Genomic DNA, 26,850 nt, shown 5'->3' with positions numbered 1-26,850 from the left:
GTCCTTCCACGCTGCTGTTGACCACGGTGACACCTCGGAAACTCTCCGGTAAAAGCCGTGCATCACCGTATTGGACGACCGGGCTGACGGGAAAGACGTCGCCTGCCTTGATCTCGGTATCCATGAACCGAGCTTTCACCGCGCCCCCCAGTTTGGAGTAGTTGTCCTCAGCCTGCCCGAGGCTGTTGTAAGGCATCACGTCGACTGAGCCCCCGGCACCAGAACGGCCGTCGCCGGTGTCAAGCTTGAGCCCCAGCATGGCAAAGGCATCGACACCAAAACCTATGGTGCCCTCCGTGAAACCAGACTCGAATCGGCCTATCACGCCATGCGCCCACTCTTCCGAATAGCCATTACCCGAGCTGCTGGACTGGCCTTTACGGAAATCGCGGTTGAAGTAGAGGTTTCGATTGAGAATGGTCAGGCTGCTGCCTTCGATAAATCCCTCGCCTTTCTCGCCGGCGGCCATTGCAGCTTGCCCGGTACTGACGCTCAGAGTGAGCAGAGAAAGTCCTAACAGGGTTCTGTTATTCATAAATGCTCCTGATGTTATTGGCAGTTGTCATTGTGTGGTCGCATATATGTGCCAAGCGCGCCGGGCATAGCCAGGCACGCCTTRGTCATATTTCCACATGCCAAATAACGTCAGGGTGACTTGGAAATTACATTTCAGTCAGCGCGATGTCATTTATCTAGTTTTGATTAMGGCAACCTGTCCCGGCTGCCCGGTATTCAAGAATATTCAGATCGCCATTGGAGTCCTCGTAGGTCATCTGGGCCGGCATCACACCGCAGCTAGAGTCCGTCGGGGTAGTGGCCACGACCCTGGCGATATCGAGTTTCATGCCGTAGCGGTAATGAATAACTTCAGGCGGATTCTTTCCGTTAGCGGCAGCATACTCTTGCATGGCCTGCTCATTGGCCTGAATCATCCGACCATAGACACGATCAGCGCCGCCTTCTGCCAGAGCTGCAGAGGAAACAACCATAGCGGAAAGTGCAGCAATGACTTTGAGGTTTTTCATGTTTAATCACTCCTTCAAGGTGGTGATTAAAATATAAACGCAAGACCCTGTCACAAACGTGAAGCGAGAATTACATTCCTGTAATGGATCTAAACTCTTTGAGAGTAAAGGTTTTGATACGTCAGTTATGTTTGGCACTCGTCAGAGCAATTACAGGCGTCGGCTACCGAAGATAACAATTTCTACCCAGGTATCAGTGAGTGGGTCATTGGAAAGTCAGCTTTGGTGAGGCGATCGTTAGCGGTAGTAATGCACTCTTKGCGGCTCCCCATAGTCGCCGTCTGTGCATTTCGCTAAATGCGTGCGCTGCACAAACAGTGCAACGCACGGATTATTGCTAATTACAGCAGTGGAAGGGTGTAGCTCACGATCAGGCGGTTCTCATCAACGTCGTTGCCGATTAACGCCCAGGTTTTTCAGCGCACCGTCCTGAAAGACATAGGCGATGTCAGTATTGCGCTCCCACTCCTTACCATCGGCACCGCCTGCGCCTAGATCAATATTGTCGCCGGTCAGGTAACGGGTCATGAACGTCAAGCCAGGGATGCCTCAGTCTGACAGTGATGAGTCGCAGGCGTTCAGATCGGCATCGGTTTCGCTCCCGGTCTTGGCGCGCGCCTGGAAGCGCTGATAGCACTCCAGCCCGCAGAAGTGCTCGACGTATTCCGCGCCTTCCGGGGTGAAGGCGGCATCGAGCGGGATTTCCTTGCAGCACACGCAGCAACTGGTGGCAGTCGGATCATTTGCATTCATGGTGGCACCCCTCCATTGACTGACGAAGACGGCGAATGCCGCCGCCGGCATCGGCTTGGCGAACAGGAAGCCTTGTCCTGTGTCGCAGTCCGCTTGTCGCAACAAATCAAGACTCGCCGATGTTTCCACGCCTTCGGCCACTACTTCCATGCCAAGCCCATGCGCAAGCTGAATCACGGTGCGCACGATGGTCTGGTCGCGGTGGTCGTTGGCGAGTCCGGCGACAAACGATTGGTCGATCTTGAGCGTGCTGATGGGGCAGCATTTCAGGTGTTGCAGGCAGGAATAGCCGGTGCCGAAGTCGTCGGCGGCGAAGCGCACACCGATCTGTCGCAAAGCTTCCAGGGCGGGGAAGATCGCCGGATCACCGAACGCAACCGATTCGGTCAGCTCAATTTCAAGATACGCGGCGGGCAACCCAGCATCGGCCAGCACGCCCTTTACCCACTTGTCGAAATCTGGCCCCACTTGGCTCGCCGAAACATTGACGGCCAGCCGGAACGGTTGCCATGCCAGCACCCGCCAGTCGCGCATTTGACGGCAGGCTGCGCCCAGCACCCATGCGCCGATTTCCGGCATCAGGCCGGACGATTCGATCACGGGCAGGAACTGGCCCGGCGGCAACAGTCCGAGCGTCGGATGACGCCAGCGCAACAGGGCTTCCGCGCCGACAATCTGCTCACTGCGCAAATCGACAATCGGCTGGTAGTGCAGCTCAAGCTGCCCGCGCTCGACCGCCTGCGCCAGTTGCGCCACTGTCCATTCAATTGGCTGGGAAGCGCTCATGATCGACCTCTGAAGGCCCGCAGCAGCCGCGTCACAGACAGGACAAACAAGCCGGTCAGCGTGAGGGCTGCAATACCCCAGTGCTCGCCGATGAACGCGCCGGCCGTCGTGCCGGCCAGCACAATGGCGAGAATCGGCAAATGACAGGGACAGGTGAGCACCGCCAGCGCACCCCACAGGTAGCCGGTGAACGGCTTGTGTGTCTCGGTCGGCAAGCGCTCGGGGCTGTTCATGGCAGACTCTCCGCTTGCTGGGCCGGCGCGGTCGGCATCGCGGCCAACTGCACTTCCAGATCGGCCAACGCTTCGCGTCGGCGTTCGACGAACTGACTCAGCACGGCAAGCTGTGCGGCTGTTTCATCGCAGTCCGCCGCATCCAGCGCCCGGCACAACCGCGCCAATGCGTCCAGGCCGATGCCCGCCTCAAAAGCGGCCCGCACAAAGCACAGCCGCTGCAAGGCGGCGTCATCGAACAAGCCGTAGCCGCCCGTGGTGCAGGCGACTGGCCGCAGCAATCCGCGCAGCAGGTAGTCGCGCACGATATGCACGCTCACCCCGGCCTCAAGGGCCAGTCGGGACACTGTGTAGGCGTTCATCGAACACCTCCTTTTCCTTATCCGGCGCAGCAGGACAGTTGCTTCACGTCCTTGCTGAAGGTCTGCGCCGCGAGCTTCAAGCCCTCGACCATCGTTAGGTAGGGGAACAACTGGTCGGCTAGTTCCTGCACCGTCATGCGGTTGCGAATGGCGAGAACAGCCGTCTGGATCAGTTCGCCCGCTTCCGGGGCCACCACCTGTACGCCAATCAGCCGTCCGCTGCCTTCCTCGATGACCAGCTTGATGAAGCCGCGGGTATCGAAGTTGGCGAGCGCACGCGGCACGTTGTCGAGCGTCAGCGTGCGGCTGTCGGTTTCGATGCCATCGTGGTGCGCTTCCGCCTCGCTGTAGCCCACGGTCGCCACTTGCGGGTCGGTGAACACCACGGCCGGCATCGCGGTCAGATTGATGGCGGCGTCGCCGCCGGTCATGTTAATGGCCGCACGAGTGCCGGCCGCTGCCGCCACATAGACGAACTGCGGCTGGTCGGTGCAGTCGCCGGCCGCGTAGATGTTCGGGCTACTGGTGCGCATGCCCTTGTCGATGACGATGGCCCCCTGCGCATTGACGGCTACCCCCGCCGCTTCCAATGCCAGGCTGCGCGTGTTCGGTGTCCGGCCGGTGGCGACCAGCAGCTTGTCGGCGCGCACTTCGCCCTGTCCAGTGGTCAGCACGAATTCGCCGTCCACATGGGCGACTTGGCTGGCTTGCGTATGTTCCAGTACCTTGATTCCTTCGGCACGGAAGGCGGCTGTGACGGCCTCGCCGATGGCAGGGTCTTCGCGGAAGAACAGCGTGCTGCGCGCAAGGATCGTGACCTGGCTACCCAGCCGGGCGAAGGCTTGCGCCAGTTCCAGCGCCACCACCGACGAGCCGATGACGGCCAGGCGTTCGGGAATGGTGTCGCTGACCAAGGCCTCGGTCGAAGTCCAGTAGGGTGACTCTTTCAGGCCCGGAATCGGCGGCATGGCCGGACTGGCACCCGTGGCGACCAGGCAGCGGTCGAACATCACGACGCGCTCACCACCCTCGTTCAAACTAACGATAAGGCTCTGGTCGTCCTTGAAACGCGCTTCACCGTGCAGAACGGTGATGGCTGAATTGCCGTCCAGGATGCCTTCGTACTTGGCATGACGGAGTTCTTCGACACGGGCCTGCTGCTGGGCCAGCAGCCGCTCGCGCAAGATCGTCGGCGGTGTGGGTGGCATGCCGCCGTCGAATGGGCTTTCCCGGCGCAGATGGGCGATGTGGGCGGCGCGGATCATGATCTTGGACGGCACACAACCGACGTTGACGCAGGTGCCGCCGATGGTGCCGCGCTCAATCAGCGTGACCTGCGCGCCTTGCTCGACGGCCTTCAGTGCTGCCGCCATCGCGGCTCCACCGCTGCCGATCACGGCGACTTGCAACGGGCGCTCGCCGCCGCTGCCCTTGTCGGCGGCACCCATCCAGCCGCGCACCTTGTCGAACAGCCCAGTGCGGTTGTCGGTCGGCGGGGCATCGGCGAGCATCGCTTTGTAGCCCAGGCCAGCCACGGCGGCGGTCAGTGCGTCCGGCGCTGTGCCTGGATCAAGGGCGAGCTGGGCCGCGCCCTTGGCATAGGACACTATGGCAGATTGGACGCCGGGTACTTTTTCCAGCGCTTCCTTGACGTGCGCCGCGCACGAGTCGCAGGTCATGCCGGTGATTTTTAGATGGGTCATGCGACAGATCCTTTTTCGTTTGTGGTAGCAGACAAGGGCGTCAGATGTGCTGCGCTGCCGTTTTCAGTGCCTCACTTCTTGACGCTGGACGGATAGCCTGCGTCTTCGGTGGCCTTGGTCAGCTTCTGCACGCTGGTCTTGGCATCATCGAAGGTGACAACCGCTTCGCGTGTCTCGAAGGTCACGTTAACTTTGCTGACGCCTTCGACCTTGGAAATCGCCTTCTTGACGGTGATCGGACAAGCGGAGCAGGTCATGCCCGGTACGGACAGCGTGACGGTCTGGGTGGCGGCCCACACGGGGGCAACAACGGCAGCGATGGCGAGAGAGGCAAACAGTTTTTTCATGATGAACTCCTGTGATTAATAGAAAAATGGCATGACGTAGGGAAATCCGAGCGCGACCAGAACCAGCGCGGCCACGACCCAGAAAATGAGCTTGTAAGTAGCGCGCACTTGGGGAATCGCACACACATCCCCTGGTTTGCAGGCTTGCGCCGGTCGGTAGATGCGCCGCCAGGCGAAAAACAGCGCCACCAACGCCGCGCCGATGAAGATCGGGCGATAAGGTTCCAACACCGTCAAGTTGCCGATCCAAGCGCCGCTGAACCCCAGGGCGATCAGAACCAGCGGCCCCAGGCAGCAAGCCGAGGCGAGGATGGCGGCTAGCCCGCCAGTGAAGAGCGCCCCGCGCCCGTTTTGAGGTTCAGACATACGCTTGTCCTTTCAAATCTGGATTGGATAGCTTAAGCTTACTTCCGTACCAATGTACGGAGTCAAGCGATATGGAAAAAAATTTGGAGAATCTGACTATTGGCGTTTTCGCCAAGGCGGCCGGGGTCAACGTGGAAACAATCCGGTTCTATCAGCGCAAGGGCTTGTTGCCGGAGCCGGACAAGCCCTATGGCAGCATCCGCCGCTATGGCGAGGCGGATGTGACGCGGGTGCGCTTCGTGAAATCAGCCCAGCGGCTCGGATTCAGCCTCGACGAGATCGCAGAGCTGCTGAGGCTGGATGACGGCACCCACTGCGAGGAAGCCAGCAGCCTGGCCGAGCACAAGCTTCAGGACGTGCGCGAAAAAATGACCGACCTGGCGCGCATGGAAACCGTGCTATCCGAACTTGTGTTCGCCTGCCATGCGCGGCAAGGGAACGTTTCTTGCCCGCTGATTGCTTCGCTGCAAGGGGAGAAAGAGCCGCGTGGTGCCGACGCGGTGTAGCCGAGGGTAGTTACGCCTTAGCGTGCTTTATTTTCCGTTTTCTGAGACGACCCCTAATTGCCGTCTCCAAACAATGGCTTGACCCTATAGCGGCTATAGGGTGTTCACTGCGTAACAACAGAGGAGACCCCACAATGGCTAATTGTTGCGACGACACCCCTAAGGCTGGTTCCTGCAGCAGCACGCCGGCACCGACTTGTTGCGGCGCGGCTTGCTCAGCGCCCTTGGAGCAAGTCGGTCAGCTGAGCATGTTCCGCATCGAGCAAATGGACTGCCCCACTGAAGAAGCTCTCATCCGCAGCAGGCTGGAGAAAATCCCTGAGGTGCAGGAGCTGCAGTTCAATCTACTGAACCGTACTCTCGGCGTTCGGCACGCATCGTTGTCGCCTCAAACCTTGGTCGAGGCCATCGCGTCCGTGGGCATGCGGGCAGAACCTCTGACAGCCACCGTAAGCACACGGGTGGCGATTGCTCAGATGGACTGCCCCACCGAGGAACGGCTGATCACCGACAAACTGTCGGGGATGCCGGGTATCGCAGCCCTGCAATTCAACTTGCTGCAGCGCACCCTCACGATCAGCCACGCGCCGGACGCGCTTGCCCCGGCCTTGAGTGCAATCCGAGAGCTCGGTTTCACCCCCCAGTCCGAGACAGAAACGAAGGCCTCAACCGAAGCTTACTCTCCGGTAAAGGGCCATTGGTGGCGGCTGGGGCTGTCGGGTGTGGCGGCAGTCTCGGCAGAGATTCTGCACTTCGCTGAGTTGGTGCCCGAATGGGTAGTGGCGGTCATCTCCGTTGCCGCCGTGCTGCTTTGCGGCCTAGCCATCTACAAGAAGGGCTGGATCGCTCTCAAGAATCGAAATCTCAATATCAACGCCCTAATGAGCATCGCCGTTACGGGTGCAATTCTGATCGGACAATGGCCCGAGGCGGCCATGGTCATGTTCCTGTTCGCGATCGCCGAGCTAATCGAAGCCAAATCCCTTGATCGTGCTCGCAACGCTATTCGGGGCCTGATGGACTTGGCTCCGGAGACGGCGACTGTCCAGCAAGCCGATGGTCGCTGGATAGAACTCGACGTGTCGGGTGTTGCCATTGGCAGCCTGGTCCGAGCGCGCCCAGGCGAGCGCATCGGTCTGGACGGCGAGGTGGTGAAAGGCAACTCGACGATCAACCAAGCTCCTATCACGGGCGAGAGCCTGCCCGTGGAGAAGTCGGTAGGCGATCCGGTGTTCGCTGGCACCATCAACCAGGCCGGAGAGCTGGAGTATCGGGTTACGGCAGAAGCCAGCCATTCCACCCTGGCGCGCATTATCCACGCGGTTGAAGAAGCCCAGGGGGCTCGCGCGCCGACCCAGCGCTTCGTTGACCAGTTCTCCCGTATATACACACCGGCCGTGTTTGCCTTCTCAGTGGCCGTAGCGATCCTGCCGCCGCTGCTGATGGGGGGTGAGTGGTTCGAGTGGATCTATCGGGCTCTGGTACTCCTGGTGGTGGCCTGCCCCTGCGCGCTGGTGATCTCGACCCCCGTAACTATAGTCAGCGGCCTTGCCGCAGCTGCCCGTAAAGGCATTCTGATCAAGGGTGGCGTGTACCTAGAAATCGGCCGCAAGATCACCCACTTGGCCTTGGACAAAACCGGGACCATTACCCATGGCAAGCCCGTGCAAACGGACTTTTTGCCTCTGGCCAACGGGGTGTCAAGGGACTATCGCTCTGCCGCCGCCAGCCTTGCGCATCGCTCGGACCATCCGGTATCGCAGGCCATCGCCATACAGGCGGCCGAGCAGTCGATGCCGTTGTTGGACGTGGCGGATTTCGAAGCGTTACTCGGCCGCGGCGTCCGCGGCACGATTGAGGGGCATCGCTATCACTTGGGTAACCATCGGCTGCTGGAAGAGCTCGGATTCTGTTCGCCGACAATCGAAACCGCCCTCGATCATCTGGAGCGACAAGGTAAAACGGTGGTCATTCTGTCCGATGAAACCCAGGCGCTGGCATTGTTCGCAGTCGCCGATACGGTTAAGGACACCAGCCAGGCCGCAATCGGGGAACTCCACGAATTGGGCGTGAAGACCTTGATGTTGACCGGCGATAACCCGCATACCGCAGAGGCGATCGCCGCCCAGGTCGGCATCGACGAGGCCAAGGGCAGCCTGCTACCCACTGACAAGCTCAGCGCAATCGAAACCCTGATTAAGCACCAAGGCACTGTGGGGATGGTCGGCGACGGCATCAACGACGCTCCGGCGCTCGCGCGTGCCAACGTGGGCTTCGCCATGGGAGCCGCCGGTACCGATACCGCGATCGAGACTGCGGATGTTGCGATCATGGATGACGATCTGCGCAAGATTCCGGCCTTCATTCGTCTATCCCGCCATACCGCCGCAGTGCTTACGCAAAACATCGCGCTCGCGCTGGGCATTAAAGCCATCTTCTTGGTCGTCACGCTAACCGGCCATGCCACGATGTGGATGGCGGTGTTCGCCGACATGGGGGTGAGCCTGTTGGTCGTCCTGAATGGCCTGCGTTTGCTACGTAAGTGAGGCCGACATGAGCAACGAATTCCGCGCGGCTATTGATGAATCCTTCCTGAGCGCCAGGCAGGCCCTGGGGGCAAAATCCCCTAAGCGGGCCTATCCCTGGTTGGAAAGGGCCCACATCCTTACCCAGCGAATGCCTCTGCTCCATGCTTACAGCCATTGGCTGACGTTCCTGGCCGGCTGGGAGGAGCGGGACTACCGAGAGATGCTTGGCCAGGCGGCGCGCATTCCGGCTGCTTTGCTGTTCTCCAAGATATGGGTGCCTCTGGGCAATACCGGACGAGCAAGAGTCAGCGCCTTTCAACCGATGCCGGTATCAGATGAGCTGAAACAGCTACTACGGGACAGTCAATGAACACCTACCAAGAGACCACACACGCTCCAACGCCTGGGTTGTGGTGGGGAATTGCTGCCGCCCTGGCATTGGTCGACCAAGGCCTCAAGTTTGCCATTGAGCACCTGTATGAGCTGGGTTCGTCACTCGCCGTAAGCCCCTTTTTTAACGTGGTACATGCCCGGAATACCGGTGCGGCGTTTAGCTTCCTGGCGGACGCTGGCGGCTGGCAACGTTATTTCTTCGTTGTCATTGCCCTGGCCGTTGCATCGACGCTCATCCTGATTCTTCGTCGAGGGCGTCCTTGGCGTGAAGCCTTGGGTTACAGCCACATTCTGGGTGGAGCGGTAGGCAATCTTATCGACCGATCTGTCCGGGGTTTTGTCGTGGACTACCTGGACTTCCACTATCAAGGGTGGCACTGGCCAGCGTTCAACTTGGCTGATATCGCCATCGTCGGCGGTGCGCTGCTGTTGATGGTCAGCAGTACGGTAAGGCCCGCCGTGGAAGCGGAGCGCCCATGATGAAAAGCAACCTTGCCGTAGGCCCGCTCAAGTGGTCCGGTCGTGCATGGCTAGCACCTGGACTGGCTGTCTTTGCTGGTCGTACCGGCCATCAGGATTGGCATCACCATCAGGCTCATCAAATAGCCATCGGCGGTGGCGTCGAGCCGCGAGAAAAAGGCTGGTTGGGTAGCAGCGGAGGTTGCTGCTGTAACTGAATACGCGATTCAAAAAAGAGGTTCTTTATGCCAAGAAAGCCGATTACCGCAGCCCTCGTAGTCCTGTTGATGAGTGGGACTGTCCAAGCCGCCGAGCACCTGACCATTGATGTGCACCGCGACGCCAACTGCGGGTGCTGCAAGGACTGGATCACCTATCTGAAGGACAACGGATTCGAGGTCCGCGACCACGTCGAACGCAATATGAGCGCGGTCAAGCAAGATCAGGGGGTGCTGCCACGCTTGGCTTCCTGTCATACAGGCGTGATTGATGGCAAGTTCGTTGAAGGTCACGTGCCCGTGGCGCAGATTCTGGAACTGCGCAAGCGCCCCGACCTGTTGGGCATCGCCGTATCTGGAATGCCGGCCGGCTCACCAGGCATGGAGTATGGCAACGTCAAACATCCCTACAAGGTGATTGGGTTAGCTCGCTCCGGCCAGGAAGAGACCATTGCCGATTACCCATTGGATTGAGTTCCGCGCCGCTGATAACGGCTTGGGCAGGCTGGAAATGACGACGTAGAGCACGTGGGATACACGACCCAGCGCCGGCCCGCATTCTGAAGGACAAGCTCCTGCATACGGGCCAAAATCCTTTCATTCACTGTTCACAAGCTATTGGTCCGCGATGCCTATGTCCCGCCTCCTGTTGTGTCTGCTTCTTCTGCTCACCTTGCCGGCCGACGCTGGGATATTCGATCTGTCGCGTGCTCAGTCGGCCCTGTTCGGCACCTCGCTGAATAACAGCCAGGATTTTCTTCCGGTAGATCAGGCCTTTCGCCTTGACTTGGTAGAAGCCGACAAGGACAACCTCCGTCTGCGCTTCGTAAACGCCGATGGCTATTACCTCTACAAACATCGTTTCGCCTTCACCAGCGACCATCCTGACGTTTCAATCGGCACCCCTAAATGGCCAGCGGCCGAGCCCAAGACCGACGAGTTTTTCGGCGACGTCGAGGTGTTCTATGGCATCACCGATTTGCTGTTGCCGATTGATAACCCTCGTGATATCCCCTTCACTTTGCAGGTGAGCTATCAGGGCTGCGCCGATCTGGGGCTGTGCTATCCACCGGAGATCCGCAATATCCAGATCGGTAATACACCCGCAACTGCAGCCCAGCAACAAGTCGGCACTGTTGACTGGGGCAGTTTGGCGCTGTTTTTCCTGGCCGGCTTGGGCCTGACCTTCACTCCCTGCGTGTTGCCGATGCTGCCGATTCTGTCTGGCGTAGTGTTGCGCGGGCAATTCGGCGGACTACGTGGCCTAAGCCTGTCGCTCGCCTATGTAGTCCCCATGGCTGCCTGCTTCGCCCTGCTTGGTGCACTGATGGGTGTGTTCGGTGCGGGCCTCAACCTGCAGGCGCGCCTGCAATCACCGTGGGTGCTGGTGCCCTTCGCAATATTCTTCATGGTGTTTGCCCTGGCGATGTTCGGCGCATTCGAGATGCGCATGCCGCGCTTTATCGCCGAACGATTGGATCATCTGGCCAGCCGTGTTCGCGGCGGTTCCCTTTTGGGCGCAGCCACGCTCGGCGTGCTGTCCAGCCTGCTTGTTTCGCCCTGCGTGACAGCACCGCTTGTCGGCGCACTGCTCTACATCAGCGCCACCGGCGACGCCTTGGGCGGCGGTCTGAAGCTGTTTTTCCTGGGCTTGGGCATGGGCGCGCCGTTGGTATTGTTCGCCACCGGTGGCGGAGCATTGCTACCCAAGTCCGGGACCTGGATGCTCGGTGTGCGCAAGGCTTTCGGCGTGATGCTGCTGGCTGTCTCTGTTTGGCTGCTGGAACGTGTGTTACCCGCTCCAGTGACTCTGGCCTTATGGGGCCTTTTGGCGGTTGGCACGGCACTGTGGCTCGGCGCTCTGGAGTTCATTCCCAAATCCGGCAAGCAAAGGCTCGCCCAACTGCTTGGCGTGGCCCTGTTGGTTTACGGTGTCAGCGCCTGGCTCGGTGCCTTGCAGGGGCAATCCGATCCACTACGTCCACTGGGTCGTTTGGACGCCCAGGTCTTACCATCGACCGGCGCTAACGCCGGCTGGCAGACCCTGGACACACCGGCTGCCTTGGATGCGGCACTGCTGTCAGCGAAGGATGCCGGCCAACCAGTGCTATTGGACTGGTACGCCGACTGGTGCATCAGTTGCAAGGTGATTGAGCGAGAAGTACTGCAAGCACCCGCCGTGCGCGAGCAACTGAGCGGTTACCGACTGGTGCGCTTAGACATGACACGTAGCGATGCCGAACAACGCGCCCTGCTCGACCGCTACCAACTGTTCGGCCCACCAGCGCTGCAATTGTTCGCCCCGAGTGGCGAGGAATGGCAAGATCTACGCACGGTAGGTGAAACCGATGCCGAAAGCTTCGTCAAACGTCTACGCCAAGCCAGCAGCCGAATCTAAATTATGCAATTCGGTCACTCCTGGAAGAATCACTGCTTTTCTCTCGACCCACAGCCGGCTGACAGAAATGTAAGGCCTGCCTTGGAAGTGAGGCATCCGTGGTAAAAAGCGATCTTGCTGTAGGTCCGCTCAAGTGGTCCGGTCGTGCTTGGTTAGCGCCTGGTCTGGCTGTCTTTGCTGGCCGTGCCGGCCATCAGGATTGGCATCACCACCAGGCTCATCAAATAGCCATCGGCCTCGATGTTCCTGTGACCGTGGAATGCCCGCAACGTCAGTACACCGGGTTCTCGGTGTTCATTCCCGCGGGAGTCCGCCATCGAATCAGCGGAGCCCTTATCGTTTCGATTTACTTGGATGTGCTGGCAGATGAGGCCCAGGTTTTGCCACAGAGCATGACGCCGATGCCAATTGAGATCGCCCCATCTGACGCCAAAAGAATCGCTGACTCCCTGAACGAAGGCGCGGGAGACCCTCGGTCTGCGGTGCGAAAGGCTCTACAGGTGCTCGACGTCCTACCAGCCCCAGATCCGCGCGTGACGATAGTCAGCACCGCGATTCACGAGGGCAAGGTACGCCGCGAGGAGCTGGCAGCACTGGTCCACCTGTCCCCAACTCGGTTCTCGCATTGGTTCGTGGAGCAAACTGGTTTGCCGCTGCGCAGCTACGTGAAGTGGCTACGCCTGACCCAGGCTGTTCAATACTTGGCCTGCGGACGTTCTATGACGGACGCCGCGCACGAGTCAGGCTTCTCCGACTCGGCCCATTTTTCCAGGACCTTCCACTCCCTACTGGGAATCGATCCCTCGTCGGCGCTCGCCGAGGTGTACCTGCAGGAAGCCGTAGCGGCTCGCGTTTGAAGACGACTGGGTTCGCAATCTCAGCCGCGCCGGCTTGCGGCCATTACCATGGTTCACGCTTTCTGCAGTAACCAGAGGTGCCGCGCCGGGTTGATCAAGTTGCCGTCTGCATCCCAATAGCACCCGTGCGCATGTCCTCGATACAATTTTGGAGCTAGATCATTCAGTGAATTGCAGCATCTTGCCCAACTGGAGAAATTCATGCATGTGCTCAGACCCGCCGCGTCAGGATAGTTGTCGTGTGAGTTGATTCGATGAGTCTTGGTCGGTGGGCGTAAGTGAGAGCCGTGTGGCGCGTTATTCGATAGAGCATCGGGAGTGGGTGGTGCGGCAGATGATGCCGCCCTTGAACCGGACGGTGCCGGAGCTGGTGGAAGCGACAGGCATTACTGATGCCACCCTGTATGCTTGGCGCAAACAGGCCAGAGCAGCGGGAGCAGTGGTGCCGGCAGATGGACAGCAGGCCGACCAGTGGTCGAGCCAGGACAAGTTTCGGGTGGTGCTGGAAAGCGCCAGCCTCAATGCGGCTGAGCTGGCGGAGTACTGCCGGCGCAAAGGCCTGTATGTCGAGCAGATCAACGCCTGGCGCGAAGCCTGCGAGCAGGCCAACAGCCTGGCTCAGCCGAGCAAGACCCGGCGCGAACGCGAAGAGGAAAAGGCCGCGAAGAAGCGCATCAAGCAGCTGGAGCGTGAACTGCGGCGCAAGGATGCGGCGCTGGCAGAAACCGCGGCTCTGCTGGTGTTGCGAAAAAAAGCCGAGGCGCTCTGGGGGAAGGACGAGGACGAATGATCAGCGCCCCGGATCGCCGTGAAACGCTGCAGTTGATCGAGGACGCCGTGGCGGCGGGAGCGCGGCGGGCGCAGGCCTGCGCCGAACTGGGCCTGTCGCTGCGCAGCCTGCAGCGCTGGCAGCACTGCCCGGAGGATCGGCGTCCTTCGGCACAACGAGCTGAGCCGGCCAACAAGCTGACCCCGCAAGAGCGCCGCCGCGTGCTGGAGGTCGCCAACCAGCCCGAGTTTGCCAGCCTGCCGCCGCAGCAGATCGTGGCGCGGCTGGCCGATCAGGGCACCTGGCTGGCCTCGGAGTCGACCTTTTACCGGTTGCTGAAGGACGCCGAACAGCAGCATCCGCGCGGCCGTGGTGAAACGAGCGCTGACGACCCATGTGGCCGACGGCCCGAACCAGCTGTGGTGCTGGGACATCACCTGGCTGCCGACCACGGTCAAGGGCCGTTACTTCTACTGGTACATGATCAAGGACGTCTATAGCCGGAAGCTGGTGGCCAACGAGGTGCATGAAAGTGAAAGCGCCGAGCAGGCCGCCCAGCTGCTACGCCAGGCCTGCCTACGTGAACAGCGGGCAGGCCAGCCGCTGGTACTGCACTCGGACAACGGCAGCGCGATGAAGGGCTCGACCATGCTGGCGGCCATGCAGAACCTGGGTGTAATGCCCTCGTTCAGCCGCCCGCGGGTGAGCAATGACAACGCCTATGCCGAGGCCTTGTTCCGCACGGCGAAGTACTGCCCGCTGTGGCCGGAGCGGCCCTTCGACACGCTGGAGCAGGCCAGGAACTGGGTGAACAGCTTCGTGGCCTGGTACAACCATGAACATCGCCACAGCGCCCTGAAGTTCGTGACTCCGGCGCAGCGACATACTGGCCAGGCGGAAGAGTTGCTGCGCAAGCGTATCGAGCTGTACGAGGCGGCGCGTGCACGGCACCCGGAGCGCTGGAGCGGCAACATCAGGAACTGGGTGCTGGCACCAATCGTGTGCCTGAACCCGGAGCGGGAAGCGGTACTGCAGCAAACATCAAAGGCAGCGTGACACGCTCACGCGACAACTACCTTGAAAATCGCCGTTTATAGTCGATTATAGAGCGATTATAGAATTCGCTTTTGGTGCCTGATTGGGCCTGCTCGAAGCAGGCAGCCCCTGCATCTCGCCTAAGCAACAGTATGTTTGACCAGGCCCCCAATTCCTACTTGGGGCTCGACTGAACGGCTAGCGAGGCCGGTCTTGTGCTAGCGCGCCTAGCGGGTGGTGCGAACCCTACGAGCTTGAGAAATCCGGTTAAACGGAGCTACCAGTTGAGCCCGATTGATACCCTGCATGACACTCTATTTGATCCAAATCAACACTATTGCCAAAAGGAGCGTTCATGCCTCGGGGCAATCTGCTATCGTCGGCCTATTGCCCCGCCTGGTGAATTGCTGTGCGTCGGATTGGATTGATCCTGCTAATGATTGCTAGCCTCGTGCTGCCGACCTTCGGCGGTGTGGCTTTCAGCATGCCGGCACAACCTTGCCCGATGCAGAGCGCCGATCATCAGGGCCATGCAATGGTCGATGCTCCGTGCTGCGAGCAAATGGACACGTCTGATGGGGTGGCCAATAAGTCCCCCTGCAAATCCGGCCAGGAATGCAAGACCGGAGGACTTCTCCAGACCACCGTGATCAAGAGCATATCCCCTCTCCCCTCACGCCCCGAAATATTGCTGACCCAGTCGGTGATTAAGCGAGAGCCCGCAGGACTCTGGCGCCCTCCTCGTTTCGTCTAATGCCGTGATCATCCCGCGCCTTACAGTCAGGCGCATCGTCGCGACCACGTTTCGTAGCTGCGACCTCGATCAATCGCATTGGAGGCGAAAGCATGTCCGCTTTCCTTTTTCCACGCCGTGGCTATCTCGGCGTGTTGGCTGCCGCATTCTGGGCAGCTCCCTGGCTTGCCGCGCAGGCACAGCCCCTAACCTTCGAACGAGCCCAAACTCTGGCCGAACAGAGTGCCCCTGAGAACCTCGCGCGCCAGGCGCAGGTGGCATCGGCACAGCAGGCTGTAGGGCCCGCAGACGCCTTGCCCGATCCCAAGCTGATTCTAGGCATCGACAACCTGCCGATCGAAGGCCCTGACCGTTACACACTTAATCGTGACTCCATGACCATGCGCCGCATTGGACTCATGCAGGAGGTACCAAACGGCGACAAGCGTCTGGCCCGTCGCCAACTGGCCGAAGCCTCCATGACGCGGGCCGAGGCCGAGCAGCGTGCCATGCAGTTGGAAATCAAGCGCCAGACGGCAGTGAGCTGGCTGGACGTGTACTACGCCGAACGCAGTGTTGGCCTCTTCGATCAACTGGACCGTCAGATCGAGATGCTCCGCTCGACCGTGCAATCGCTAATTGCCGGCGGTAGTGCTCAGCCTGGCGAGCTGTTGCAGGCCGACCAGGAAGCTTTGGCGTTACAAGATCGGCGAGATGAACTGAATCGCGATGTGGCAGTAGCTCGTGCCAAGCTGCGCCGCTGGATAGGCAACGAGGCTGACCAGCCTTTGCAAGGAGGTGTTCCCAATCTGAACCTGGTGGCACCGCACCTGCAGCAACGCATTGCCTCACACCCTGAGTTGCGCGCTGCCTCCGCCCGAGTCGGCGAGGCTAGCGCCGAGCTGAACGAGGCCATCGCCGAGAAGACCCCCGACTGGGGTGTTGAGTTTGCCTACAACAATCGCGACAACCAGTTCGGCGATATGGTGATGGTGCAATTCACGTTCGACCTGCCGTTGTTCGTAGGCACACGTCAGGGGCCCAAGATCAACGCCAGACAACAAAGCGTGTCGCAGATGGAAGCCGAGCAGGAAGCATTACTGCGCGCCCATCAGGCTGAGCTGGAAGGCGGTATTGCCGGGCTTGAGCAACTGCGCAGGACCTTGTCACGCACCGAAAAAACCTTGATCCCGCTTGCAAGCAAACGTGCCGATCTCGAACTGGCCGCCTACCAAGCCGGTAACAGCCAGCTCACATCCGTTATTACTGCCCAGCGCGACCTGATTGAGGCGCAGCTGCGGCAGATTGAACAGCAGCGCAAGTTGAGCCAGCTCTCCGCAAGCCTGTACTACGCCTATGTGGAGGGCCTGAAATGAAGATATCGACATTTGGTTTTGCGGTCGCCGTGCTGACCGTGGGCATTGGTGCGGCGGGCGGTGGCTACTGGCTGGCCCAGCGGCAAGCCAAACACGAGCTACTGCCTAGCTCCGCACCGACGGACGAGCGCAAGGTGCTCTATTGGTACGACCCTATGCAGCCTGAGCAGCGCTTCGATAAACCGGGCAAGTCACCTTTCATGGATATGGAACTTGTCCCTAAATACGCAGGATCCGAGCAGGATCCGTCTGTCCTGAGCATCCCCGCTCAAGCCGTGCAGAACCTCGGAATGCGAACCTCGATGGTGATCCGAGGTGTACTGCCCTCGGATATCGAGGCGGTGGGTTCCCTGGCCTATAACCAGCGAGAAGTGGCGAACCTCCAGGCCCGCGCCGGCGGATTCGTCGAGCGGGTTTACGGTCGCGCCCCGGGCGATGTGCTGCCTGCCGGAGCCCCCCTGGTCGACCTGCTGATTCCCGAATGGTCCGCCGCGCAGTTGGAGTTCCTGGCGGTACTGCGTACCGCTGACACTCGCTTGATAAGTGCGGCCCAAGAGCGCCTGCGCCTGCTTGGCATGCCTCAAACGTTGATCGAGCAGGTCCGCCGCAGCGGCAAACCACGGGCGGTGCAAACCCTCACCACACCTATCAGCGGCGAGCTCCAAGCCTTGCAGGTACGCGCCGGGATGACCGTCGAAGCCGGGCAGGATCTGGCGTTGATTAACGGGCTATCCAGTGTCTGGCTCGATGCGGCGATACCCGAGGCCATGGCCGGAAGTATCCAGGTCGGGGACGAGATCCGCGCCAACCTGACGGCCTTTCCTGATCGACCGCTGCTGGGCCGCGTCATAGCCTTGCTGCCGAGTGCCGATCCGCAAACACGCACGCTCACGGTACGCAGCGAGCTACCCAACCCTGCCGGTAAGTTGCGCCCCGGCATGTTCGCCGCCGTACGCCTGAACAGTGCCGTCGAACAATCCACGCTTCTTGTGCCGAGTGAAGCCGTGATTCGCACCGGGAAGCGTGCGTTGGTGATGCTGGTAGAAGGCGATGGGCGCTACCGCCCCCTGGAAATAACCTTGGGCCGCGAGGCTGATGGGCGTCTGGAGGTGTTGTCCGGTCTTGAGGAGGGTCAGGCGGTCGTTACCTCCGGCCAGTTCCTCATCGATTCGGAGGCCAGCCTACAGGGTGTCATGGCCAGCCATGCCGAGCAGGACAATAAGAAGGAACTACATGAGGCCCATGGTGTGATTCGTGCTCTGGACGCGGAGTCAGTCACCCTGGAGCACGGGCCCTTCGAGAGCCTGAATATGCCAGGTATGACCATGGCTTTTCCATTGGTCAGCTCAGAAGTAGCTGTGGGACTTAAGCCAGGAGATCACGTACGTATCGGCGCCCGCCAGAAAAACTCCGGCCTGATGATCGAGCAGCTCAGCAAGGAAGGAGACCAGCCATGATCGCACGCCTGATCCACTGGTCTATCGGCAATCGCTTTCTGGTGCTGCTGGCGACCCTGTTCATCACCGCCCTGGGCATCTGGTCGCTGCGCAACACGCCGTTGGATGCACTGCCGGATCTGTCCGACACCCAGGTCATCATCCGCACAAGCTTCCCCGGGCAGGCACCGCAGATTGTCGAGAACCAGGTGACCTACCCGCTGGCCACCACCATGCTCTCGGTGCCGGGGGCGAAGACAGTGCGCGGCTACTCGTTCTTCGGCGACTCCTTCGTTTATGTGCTGTTCGAGGACGATACCGACCTCTACTGGGCACGCTCGCGGGTGCTGGAGTACCTCAACCAGGCGCAGGAACGCCTGCCCGAGGGTGTTACCACCACCCTTGGGCCGGATGCCACCGGCGTGGGCTGGATCTACCAGTACGCCTTGGTCGACCGCAGCGGCCAGCATGATCTTGCCCAGCTGCGGGCACTGCAGGACTGGTTCCTTAAGTACGAACTCAAGAGCCTGCCCAACGTAGCCGAAGTGGCCACCCTCGGCGGCATGGTCAAGCAATACCAAGTGCTGCTCGATCCCCAGAAGCTGGTGGCTTATGGGGTAACTCAGCAGGAGGTCGAAGCGGCGCTGAAGAGCGCCAATCAGGAAACCGGCGGCGCCATCCTGGAGCTGGCGGAGCGCGAGTACATGGTGCGGGCCTCGGGCTATTTGGAGAGCCTGGATGATTTTCGCAATGTGCCGCTGCGGGCTTCGGCAAGCGGAATTCCGGTGCTGCTAGGCCAGGTGGCCACCATTCAACTGGGGCCAGAGATGCGTCGCGGTATCGCCGAATTGGACGGCCAGGGTGAAGTGGTCGGTGGCGTGGTCATCCTGCGCTCCGGCAAGAATGCCCGGGACACCATCGCTGCCGTGAAGACCAAGCTGGACAGCCTGAAAGCCAGCCTGCCCACCGGCGTCGAAGTGGTCACTACCTATGACCGTTCGCAACTGATCGACCGTGCCATCGACAACCTCAGCTACAAGCTGCTGGAAGAGTTCGTGGTGGTTGCCTTGGTTTGCCTGATCTTTCTCTGGCACCTGCGTTCGTCGCTGGTGGCGATCATCACCCTGCCCCTGGGCATCCTGATGGCCTTCATCGTCATGCGCTACCAGGGCGTCAATGCCAACATCATGTCGCTCGGCGGGATCGCCATCGCCATCGGCGCCATGGTCGATGCCGCCGTGGTGATGATCGAGAACGCGCACAAGCACATCGAGGCCTGGAAGGCTCGGCACCCCAATGAGCCGCTCCAAGGCGAGGCGCACTGGCGAGTGATCGGCGAAGCCGCAGCCGAAGTCGGACCGGCACTCTTCTTCAGCCTGCTGATCATCACCCTATCGTTCCTCCCGGTATTTACCCTGGAGGCCCAGGAAGGGCGCCTGTTCGGCCCTCTGGCCTTCACCAAGACCTATGCCATGGCCGCCGCCGCCGGCCTCTCGGTCACCCTGGTACCGGTGCTGATGGGCTACTGGATTCGTGGGCATATCCCCAGCGAACAGCAAAACCCCTTGAACCGCTGGCTGATCGGCGCATACCGGCCGGTGCTGGAGTGGGTGCTGGCCTGGCCCAAGGTGACCTTGGCGCTGGCCGTGCTGGTCTTTGTGTCCAGTCTGTGGCCCCTCAGCAGACTCGGAGGAGAGTTCCTGCCGCCCATGGACGAAGGCGATCTGTTGTACATGCCTTCGGCCCTGCCCGGCTTGCCGGCGAGCAAGGCAACCCAGCTGCTGCAGCAAACCAACCGGATGATCCTCACGGTGCCCGAAGTGGCACGGGTATTCGGCAAGGCCGGGCGAGCAGAGACCGCCACCGATCCAGCACCGCTGGAAATGTTCGAGACCACGGTGCAGTTCAAACCACGCGATCAATGGCGCGCGGGGATGACACCCGAAAAGCTGATCGAGGAACTGGATCGCGCGGTAAAAGTTCCGGGGCTGTCCAATATCTGGGTGCCGCCCATCCGCAACCGCATCGACATGCTGGCGACGGGGATCAAGAGCCCCATTGGGGTGAAAGTGTCCGGAACCTCCTTGGTCGACATCGAGCGCATAACGCGCGATATCGAGGCCGTGGCCAAAGAGGTGCCTGGGGTGAGTTCGGCCTTGGCAGAACGCCTTACTGGCGGCCGTTACGTGGACATCCAGATCGATCGACTGGCCGCGGCGCGCTATGGCCTGAGCATCGCCGATGTGCAGGCGGTGGTATCGGGCGCCATCGGCGGCAGCAATATTGGTGAGACGGTTGAAGGACTGGCCCGCTTCCCGATCAACCTGCGCTATCCCAAGGAGTGGCGAGACAGTCCGCAGGCACTACGGCGTATGCCGATCCTCACGCAAGCCGGCCAGCAGATCACCTTGGGCACCGTCGCCCAGGTTAGTCTGACCGAAGGGCCGCCAATGCTGCGCAGCGAGAACGGGCGTCTGTCCGGTTGGGTCTATGTCGATGTCCGTGGGCGCGACCTGGCATCGACCGTGCGCGAGTTGCAGCAACGCGTAGCTGAGCAGGTACAACTCGATGCTGGCATGACCGTCTCCTACTCCGGTCAGTTCGAGTTCCTGGAGCGTGCCAATGCGCGGCTGGCCTGGGTGGTGCCGGCGACTTTGTTGATTATCTTCGTGCTGCTCTACCTGACCTTCAGCCGCTTCAGCGAGGCCCTGCTGATCATGGCCACCCTGCCCTTCGCCCTATCGGGCGGTATCTGGCTGCTCTACTGGTTCGGCTTCAACCTGTCGATCGCCACCGGCGTGGGCTTCATTGCCCTGGCCGGCGTCTCTGCCGAATTCGGGGTGATCATGCTGCTGTATCTGAAGAACGCCTGGCATGCGCGCGTGGATGCTGGGCGTAGCGACGATCCGACTCTGCTTGAGGCAATCCGCGAAGGTGCTGTCCTGCGCGTCAGACCCAAGGTGATGACGGTTGCCGTGATCATAGCCGGTCTGCTGCCTATTCTGTGGGGCGGTGGAGCGGGTTCAGAGGTCATGAAGCGCATCGCCGCGCCCATGGTTGGCGGCATGATCACAGCCCCGCTGCTGTCCATGCTGGTGTTGCCTGCTGCCTATTGGTTGATGCGTCGACAGGGCGCGCGAAAGAGTCACCAACCACAGGAGCTATAGCTCTGAGTGTTCAGGCGAGCCCCTGCGCCATTTGACGAAGGGGCTTATCTACCTTAAATCACGCGTTTGACGCTCAGGTACTCGCCCTTGGTCTTCAGCGTGATGGTCACGTCCTGGTTGCTGCGGTTGCGCCAGAACCAGCCGTGGGTGCCGTCGAAAATTGCAGTTAGTTCGCCTTTGTCGCCTTTGACCTGCTTGGCCTTGCTGTAGCTGTGGTAGTAGTCCTTGGGGCCGTTGTAGGGCTCACCGTGGGTGTCGTGGTTGACCGGAATGCCATTGGTCGTCCACTCGTAGCTGACCGTGGCCTTGTCCAGCATTTCCAGCTTGATTTCACTGGCTTCGCCCGGCTTCAGGGTGACGGTCACCTCATCAGACTTCAGGGCTGGCTGCGGCTCAGCTACTGGTTCGGCCACAGATGCTGCTGCAACAGGCTCTTGAACTACTGGCTGAACAGGTACAGGAGCTTGAGCTACGGGAGCCGCCGCCGGCACGGACACGGCCATCGAAACTGCGGATGTGGCCTTGATGGATGACGACCTGCGCAAGATCCCGGCCTTCATCCGCCTGTCTCAACAGACCGCCGTCATCCTCAAGCAGAACATCGTGCTGGCGTTAGGGATCAAGGCCCTGTTTCTCGCCATTACCCTAACGGGGCAGGCGACGATGTGGATGGCCGTCTTTGCCGACATGGGCGTCAGCCTGCTGGTGGTGTTCAACGGCCTGCGCCTGCTTAAAAAGTAGGATCGGAGGATTGAAGATGAAAGCAGCATTGCAACTCGCAATTGAACAAGCCTTTCAGCAGGCCCGGCAGGCCATGCAGGAACAGCGCAGCGCAGATGCCTTTCAATGGTTAGAGCGCGCGCACATCCTGACCCAACGCCAACCCGTGCTGCATGCTGGGTCACACTGGCTGATGCTTGTGCTCGGCTGGCAGACCGGCGATTACCGCGAGGTCGCGGGGCAACTACCACGTATTTTCGCGGCCCTGCTGTTCTCCAAAATCTGGGTGCCTATCGGCAATACAGGCCGCTCCAGGGTCAGTGCTTTCAAGCCCATGCCGGTTCCCGAAGAACCACAGACCTTGCTTGCCGATGACAAGTAAACTCAATCCGGTCGGTGATTGCGCCCATGCAAATTGATATCTCTACCCAGCTGCCATGCTCACTGGCAGAGGTGATCGCCCAGGTGCGCACGCCACGTCTGCTGCATCAGGTTGCATCACCGTTGCTGAGTTTCAGCCCGCTGACTCCCGTTGAGTTTCCTGGCACCTGGAGCGAGGGCACTTACTGGGTCAAGCTGAAGTTATTCGGCGTACTTCCCATTGGCCGTCAGGCGATTGTGATTACATACCCGCAGACGGAAAATGCTCAGATTTTCATGCTAAGAGACAACGGCTACAGCCCGCTGATCAGCAAGTGGGATCACCTCATTACGGCACAAGAGGTCAACGGCGGAACGCTTTACCGAGATAGCGTGACCATCAAGGCGGGCGTCCTCACTCCGTTCGTCTGGCTATTTGCGCGCCTGTTCTACGCCCACCGTCAGCGCCGCTGGGCAACCTTGGCGGCAAATGGCTTTAACTACGGAAACTCTCAGCCGCTGTAGTAATCGCACCTTGCTAGGTTCTTGGTCGCATCAACCAACTCTTCGTCTGGTAAGCGCTGAGCCCATGGCTATTCACACCCATGCGGTCACAGTTTCATGCACCATTACTGCCATGAGCTGGAATATACGCAGTGCGCCTGCCAGCTCCAGCTCGTCAGCGAAATGCTGGCTTACACGGCGGGAGTGAGCAGCATGCCCGAATCACGCAAGGTGATTCGGGTGGACGCTTACGAGCATCCAAACAAGATCAACCGGCGTCACCCCCAGCCGGCTTGTCACATCAGCCCGGCGCTATCGATCTATCTGAGTGCACCGTCCTATGAGCTGGCAGTCATGAACATTCGGCCTGATCAAGGCTGGAGCTCTCTCGACCTACCCGTCGGATTCTATTGAAAATCTGAATTCAAATGTCGCTTTAAGACAACTTTCATTGCCGCCTTGTGAAGATTACAGAATTGTAATTTTCCAATCATCTTCAAGTTATCTTCAGCTTGCAAGGATAGGGCTCAGCTCCCCAAAGGCGCAGAGCGCTTGAGGGTGCAATACCTATAAGAACGCCATGGCGAAAACTAGACTAATAACTGCCAATTATAAAGGAGCAATAAATGCTTAATAAAACCAAACTATCCCTTGCAGTATTTTCGGCGATTGTCAGTGCAGCTCCGCTCATGGCGGCCGCAGAAGAGCAAGCCGAAGGTTTTGTAGAAGGTAGCAGTTTCAATATTCTCAACCGTAACTTCTACATGAATCGTGACTTTCGTAAAGGTCAGTCGAGCAACACTGACAATGGTTATACTGAAGCTTGGGCACACGGGATCATTGGCCAGTTCGAGTCGGGCTTTACCCAAGGCACCGTAGGCTTTGGTATTGATGCCTTCGCCATGCTCGGCCTTAAACTGGATACCGGGGATGGTCGATATGGCCCAGGTGGTACTGTTAATCTGCTGCCGGTAAATAGTGATGGTGAAGCCGAAGATAACTACTCCAAAGTGGGTGGTGCAGTAAAAGCCCGGCTATTCGACACCGTTGTCAAAGTGGGTGATGTGTTCCCCATGACGCCGGTGGTTCACTACGGTGACTCCCGCCTGCTACCGGAAAGCTTTCGCGGCGTTACGGTTGAGAACACAAGCTTTGATGGTTTGACCCTTCAGGGTGGCCGCCTGCATGCCATGAGCCAGCCGCAGGTCAGCACCATGCGTGATGAGTTCGCAACCTTCTATGCGGGCTCTGTCGCGTCTCCATGGGTTGCCTATTTCGGCGGTGACTATTCGCTAAATGACAACCTGAGCTTTAGTCTCTATAGCAGCCAACTCAAGGATGCTTGGAAGCAGCACTATGCCGGTACGTCCTTCACCTACCCGCTGACCGACAGTGTTTCCTTGTTCGGTGGCTTGAACTACTACAAAGCTGTTGATGACGGCCAGCAGCTGTTGGGTGAGTTCGATAACGACATTTACAGCGGCAAAGTGGGTGTGCAGTTCGGTGCACACAGCGTTGCCCTGTCGCACCAGCGCAACAACGGCGACGATGATTTCGACTACCTGCGCCAGTCTGATTCCATCTTCCTCGACAACTCTATTCAGTACAGCGACTTCAACTCGCCGAAAGAGAAGTCCTGGATGCTGCGCTACGACCTAGATATGGCCAGCTATGGCGTTCCTGGACTGACCTTCATGACGCGCTATGCGCTGGGTACAGATGCGGACTATTCCGACGCCAACAGTGTGTATATGCGTCGTGATGCCGATGGCAACCCGCTGACTGACCAGAAGCGCTGGGAACGCAACATCGAAGCCAAGTACGTCGTCCAAACGGGCTCACTGAAAGAGATGTCCTTCCGTGTTCGCCAGATGACTACCCGCGCAACGGATTACGAGTCGGATCTGGACGAGGTTCGTCTGATCGTCGAGTACCCACTGAGCGTGCTCTAAAAATGGATGGGCGGGCGGGCTCTAAAAGCACTGCCCGCTCATGCATAACAAGATAGGCAGTTATTAGATTTCAAGAATGTAATGTTGGGCTCACGCTGCTGTTAGCTTCACCTCCGTAAAATTCACTCGAACTTGCAGAACTTGTCCATGAACCTCGACAAGCTAATAATTGAATTTTACGAGGCCTGCCTTATGAAGATGTTGAAAGCCCTAGTTATTGGATCAGTACTTCTTGTCGGCTCCACACAGTCTTATGCAGAAGATGGCTATGATCGCTCAATGAAAGCTCAGGCAAAATTTCGAGCAGATCAAAAACGAATTCACGGAACTGAGCCTGCTGCCAAACCGGCGGACGAACTAAAGGTTAAGACCAGCAACCAAGATCGGACCAATACCGATCTTAAAAAAGAAACCAACGCTGACTAACCGCTCACTTCCGAACGATGTTCACCTCTAGAAGCTCCCGAGCTCCTTTGGAAAGAGGTGTACCCTAAGCGCCCTTCGGGGCGCTTTTTTTATTTAATCTTTAATAATAAGAAAGATTCACTGGGAGTTTAAACCTCCAAGCTAGACAACTAACTCTTCTCTTCCGCAAGTCATTCATATCTGCAACAAGCCATCGCTGTCAGCGTGTAGCAAGAAGGGCAAAATGATACCGGTGAAGGCCTTTAGATTGATCTGCCTGATATCTGCAAAGGCACTCGGCTATCACCCCGATGCTAGAACACGGTGTCATTTGAATACCGCGCCCTTGCACCGTCAGCAGATACCCACTCAATAGCCAGACGCCGTGCCCATCTCAATCTTTCATGATTCAAGCCATCCAAGAGGATCGCCACGCTTTTCGCTTCCTCATGTAAGCTGACGTTTTTCATCCTTGAGGATGCTATGAGTAGGGATGCACTTGAACAAAACCAGATACCGATCTATTTCGTCGCGGTCATTGCAGCGGCAATCGGTGGGTTAATAGCTACTGCAGCGGCGCAGAGCCTGAACGCATTAGTGACCCCGACTATCGCCGTGCTGATGTACGCGATGTTTCTGCAAATTCCCTTTCTTGATCTCCGCAAAAGTCTTAGCAACAAACGCTTCATGTCAGCCTTGCTTATCGCCAATTTCGTACTGATTCCACTGCTGGTATGGGCACTCACCAGAGGGCTCGCAGAACACCCGGCAATCCTAATAGGCGCTCTTCTAGTTTTGCTCACCCCGTGTATCGACTACGTGGTGGTCTTTACTCACATTGGCAAAGGCGACTCGCGTGCGATTCTTGCAGCAACCCCCATCCTCTTGCTGTTGCAGCTTGTGCTGTTGCCTGTGTACTTGGCTTTCATGCTAGGGGAGCAATCCCGAGTCGTTATCTCGATAGCGCCTTTCGCTGAAGCCTTTCTCGCACTGATTGTCGTGCCTTTATTGCTCGCGGTTGCTACAGCAGCCTTGGCTAAGCGCTCACGGTTCGTAGGTCGCTGGAACACCGTATGGGCATGGATGCCAGTCCCTGCGATGGCGGCAGTTCTCATTGCGGTGGTTGGGTCGCAAATCTCGCCGGTGGTTCGTGATATCGACCAGCTTTTACCGGTGATCCCGGTGTACATCGGTTTCATGCTTTTGGCCCCCGTAGTGGGCGCACTGGCTTCAAGAGCTTATAAACTGCCCGCCTCGACGGCGAGAGCGGTTACTTTCAGTACCTCCACACGTAACTCGTTGGTGGTTCTTCCGCTGGCCCTGGCATTGCCTGAAGAAATACGGGGGCTTGCAGCCGCAGCGGTCATCACCCAGACGCTGGTTGAGTTGGTGGGTGAGCTTGTCTACATCCGGGCAGTTCCGATTCTTATTTGGCGTAAAAAAAGCCGCTGAGGACGTC

At 59.2% G+C, this 26,850-nt stretch carries 25 protein-coding genes and 3 pseudogenes; 18 read left to right on the top strand and 10 right to left on the bottom strand.

The genetic code is table 11. From position 1 onward, the window contains the following. The 9 genes and pseudogenes from INS93_RS24045 to INS93_RS24005 all read right to left on the bottom strand — a co-directional run. Positions 1-535, bottom strand: a 535-nt coding sequence (locus INS93_RS24045) for an OprD family outer membrane porin (RefSeq protein ID WP_192985789.1), incomplete at its 3' end; no start/stop codon positions are given. A 157-nt stretch (positions 536-692) separates the two neighbouring features. Next, entirely contained in the window at positions 693-1,025 is a 333-nt protein-coding gene (locus INS93_RS24040; protein ID WP_192985788.1) for a DUF2790 domain-containing protein, read from the bottom strand. 341 nt (positions 1,026-1,366) lie between these two features. Continuing rightward, positions 1,367-1,574, bottom strand: a pseudogene (locus tag INS93_RS24035) (OprD family outer membrane porin); the annotation flags it as partial. After that, positions 1,575-2,564: a DUF3330 domain-containing protein gene (locus INS93_RS24030; RefSeq protein ID WP_112211751.1), complete on the bottom strand. Its 990-nt coding sequence runs from the start codon at positions 2,562-2,564 to the stop codon at positions 1,575-1,577. It lies immediately after the preceding pseudogene. Continuing rightward, complete coding sequence (gene merE / locus INS93_RS24025; RefSeq protein WP_003090697.1) at positions 2,561-2,797, bottom strand: broad-spectrum mercury transporter MerE; 237 nt, start codon at positions 2,795-2,797, stop codon at positions 2,561-2,563. Before merE ends, INS93_RS24030 begins: the two co-directional genes overlap by 4 nt. Beyond that, on the bottom strand, positions 2,794-3,159 hold the full coding sequence (gene merD / locus INS93_RS24020) for a mercury resistance co-regulator MerD (RefSeq protein WP_003090698.1): 366 nt from the start codon (positions 3,157-3,159) through the stop codon (positions 2,794-2,796). Before merD ends, merE begins: the two co-directional genes overlap by 4 nt. Positions 3,160-3,176: 17 nt before the next feature. Further along, positions 3,177-4,862 carry a mercury(II) reductase gene (gene merA, locus INS93_RS24015; RefSeq protein ID WP_003090700.1) on the bottom strand — a complete coding sequence of 562 codons (1,686 nt, stop codon included), beginning with the start codon at positions 4,860-4,862 and terminating at the stop codon, positions 3,177-3,179. A 71-nt stretch (positions 4,863-4,933) separates the two neighbouring features. Continuing rightward, positions 4,934-5,209, bottom strand: coding sequence for a mercury resistance system periplasmic binding protein MerP (gene merP, locus INS93_RS24010; protein WP_000732290.1), 276 nt, complete (start codon positions 5,207-5,209; stop codon positions 4,934-4,936). A 15-nt stretch (positions 5,210-5,224) separates the two neighbouring features. Continuing rightward, the gene (locus INS93_RS24005) at positions 5,225-5,575 is read right to left on the bottom strand and encodes a mercuric transport protein MerT (protein ID WP_001294666.1); all 351 of its coding nucleotides are present in this window, start codon (positions 5,573-5,575) and stop codon (positions 5,225-5,227) included. Positions 5,576-5,646: 71 nt separating this feature from the next. Here INS93_RS24005 and INS93_RS24000 point away from each other — a divergent pair, with 71 nt between their 5' ends. The 11 genes and pseudogenes from INS93_RS24000 (at position 5,647) to INS93_RS23950 (ending at position 21,450) form a co-directional block, all read left to right on the top strand. After that, a complete protein-coding gene (locus INS93_RS24000; protein WP_000414383.1) occupies positions 5,647-6,081 on the top strand; it encodes a mercury resistance transcriptional regulator MerR in 435 nt (144 codons plus the stop codon). A gap of 134 nt (positions 6,082-6,215) precedes the next feature. Further along, positions 6,216-8,627, top strand: coding sequence for a heavy metal translocating P-type ATPase (locus INS93_RS23995; RefSeq protein WP_373422875.1), 2,412 nt, complete (start codon positions 6,216-6,218; stop codon positions 8,625-8,627). A 7-nt stretch (positions 8,628-8,634) separates the two neighbouring features. Continuing rightward, the gene (locus tag INS93_RS23990) at positions 8,635-8,979 is read left to right on the top strand and encodes a DUF3703 domain-containing protein (RefSeq protein WP_112211752.1); all 345 of its coding nucleotides are present in this window, start codon (positions 8,635-8,637) and stop codon (positions 8,977-8,979) included. Further along, a complete protein-coding gene (gene lspA, locus INS93_RS23985) occupies positions 8,976-9,482 on the top strand; it encodes a signal peptidase II (RefSeq protein ID WP_112211753.1) in 507 nt (168 codons plus the stop codon). The genes INS93_RS23990 and lspA overlap by 4 nt, the downstream gene beginning before the upstream one ends. 224 nt (positions 9,483-9,706) lie before the next feature. Then, positions 9,707-10,153 carry a DUF411 domain-containing protein gene (locus tag INS93_RS23980; RefSeq protein WP_064495859.1) on the top strand — a complete coding sequence of 149 codons (447 nt, stop codon included), beginning with the start codon at positions 9,707-9,709 and terminating at the stop codon, positions 10,151-10,153. Positions 10,154-10,313: 160 nt separating this feature from the next. After that, positions 10,314-12,077: a protein-disulfide reductase DsbD gene (locus INS93_RS23975; RefSeq protein ID WP_177434073.1), complete on the top strand. Its 1,764-nt coding sequence runs from the start codon at positions 10,314-10,316 to the stop codon at positions 12,075-12,077. Between the two features lie 98 nt (positions 12,078-12,175). Next, positions 12,176-12,934: a helix-turn-helix transcriptional regulator gene (locus INS93_RS23970; protein ID WP_112211755.1), complete on the top strand. Its 759-nt coding sequence runs from the start codon at positions 12,176-12,178 to the stop codon at positions 12,932-12,934. A gap of 289 nt (positions 12,935-13,223) precedes the next feature. Continuing rightward, positions 13,224-14,759: pseudogene (locus INS93_RS23965) on the top strand (IS3 family transposase). An 825-nt stretch (positions 14,760-15,584) separates the two neighbouring features. Further along, the gene (locus INS93_RS23960) at positions 15,585-16,847 is read left to right on the top strand and encodes a TolC family protein (protein WP_192985787.1); all 1,263 of its coding nucleotides are present in this window, start codon (positions 15,585-15,587) and stop codon (positions 16,845-16,847) included. Continuing rightward, on the top strand, positions 16,844-18,304 hold the full coding sequence (locus INS93_RS23955; protein ID WP_003460118.1) for an efflux RND transporter periplasmic adaptor subunit: 1,461 nt from the start codon (positions 16,844-16,846) through the stop codon (positions 18,302-18,304). The genes INS93_RS23960 and INS93_RS23955 overlap by 4 nt, the downstream gene beginning before the upstream one ends. Then, positions 18,301-21,450: an efflux RND transporter permease subunit gene (locus INS93_RS23950; protein WP_112211757.1), complete on the top strand. Its 3,150-nt coding sequence runs from the start codon at positions 18,301-18,303 to the stop codon at positions 21,448-21,450. Before INS93_RS23955 ends, INS93_RS23950 begins: the two co-directional genes overlap by 4 nt. Before the next feature lie 53 nt (positions 21,451-21,503). Here the strand turns inward: INS93_RS23950 and INS93_RS23945 are convergent, their stop codons facing one another. After that, positions 21,504-22,010: a transmembrane anchor protein gene (locus tag INS93_RS23945; protein WP_371833538.1), complete on the bottom strand. Its 507-nt coding sequence runs from the start codon at positions 22,008-22,010 to the stop codon at positions 21,504-21,506. Between INS93_RS23945 and INS93_RS23940 the strand changes: the two are divergent. The 7 genes and pseudogenes from INS93_RS23940 to INS93_RS23910 all read left to right on the top strand — a co-directional run. After that, positions 21,931-22,191, top strand: a pseudogene (locus INS93_RS23940) (cation-transporting P-type ATPase); the annotation flags it as partial. The gene INS93_RS23945 and the pseudogene INS93_RS23940 sit on opposite strands and share 80 nt — an antisense overlap. A 16-nt stretch (positions 22,192-22,207) precedes the next feature. Continuing rightward, a complete protein-coding gene (locus INS93_RS23935; RefSeq protein WP_017675704.1) occupies positions 22,208-22,552 on the top strand; it encodes a DUF3703 domain-containing protein in 345 nt (114 codons plus the stop codon). A 26-nt stretch (positions 22,553-22,578) separates the two neighbouring features. Then, positions 22,579-23,055, top strand: a complete 477-nt coding sequence (locus INS93_RS23930) for a hypothetical protein (RefSeq protein ID WP_017675705.1) — start codon at positions 22,579-22,581, stop codon at positions 23,053-23,055. A 192-nt stretch (positions 23,056-23,247) separates the two neighbouring features. Further along, positions 23,248-23,448, top strand: a complete 201-nt coding sequence (locus INS93_RS23925) for a hypothetical protein (RefSeq protein ID WP_139204310.1) — start codon at positions 23,248-23,250, stop codon at positions 23,446-23,448. A gap of 212 nt (positions 23,449-23,660) precedes the next feature. After that, positions 23,661-24,986 (top strand): OprD family porin, encoded by a 1,326-nt coding sequence (locus INS93_RS23920; protein ID WP_026088463.1) that lies wholly within the window; start codon positions 23,661-23,663, stop codon positions 24,984-24,986. 147 nt (positions 24,987-25,133) lie between these two features. After that, positions 25,134-25,412 carry a hypothetical protein gene (locus INS93_RS23915; protein WP_224490798.1) on the top strand — a complete coding sequence of 93 codons (279 nt, stop codon included), beginning with the start codon at positions 25,134-25,136 and terminating at the stop codon, positions 25,410-25,412. A gap of 462 nt (positions 25,413-25,874) precedes the next feature. Beyond that, a complete protein-coding gene (locus INS93_RS23910) occupies positions 25,875-26,843 on the top strand; it encodes an arsenic resistance protein (protein ID WP_059392065.1) in 969 nt (322 codons plus the stop codon). Positions 26,844-26,850: the final 7 nt, after the last annotated feature.

The organism is Pseudomonas sp. EggHat1, from assembly GCF_014892995.1.
In the GTDB taxonomy this organism is placed as follows: Bacteria; Pseudomonadota; Gammaproteobacteria; order Pseudomonadales; family Pseudomonadaceae; genus Aquipseudomonas; species Aquipseudomonas chaetocerotis.
The sequence above is the reverse complement of the archived record's forward strand: the minus strand, read 5'-3'. Positions and strand labels throughout refer to the sequence as shown.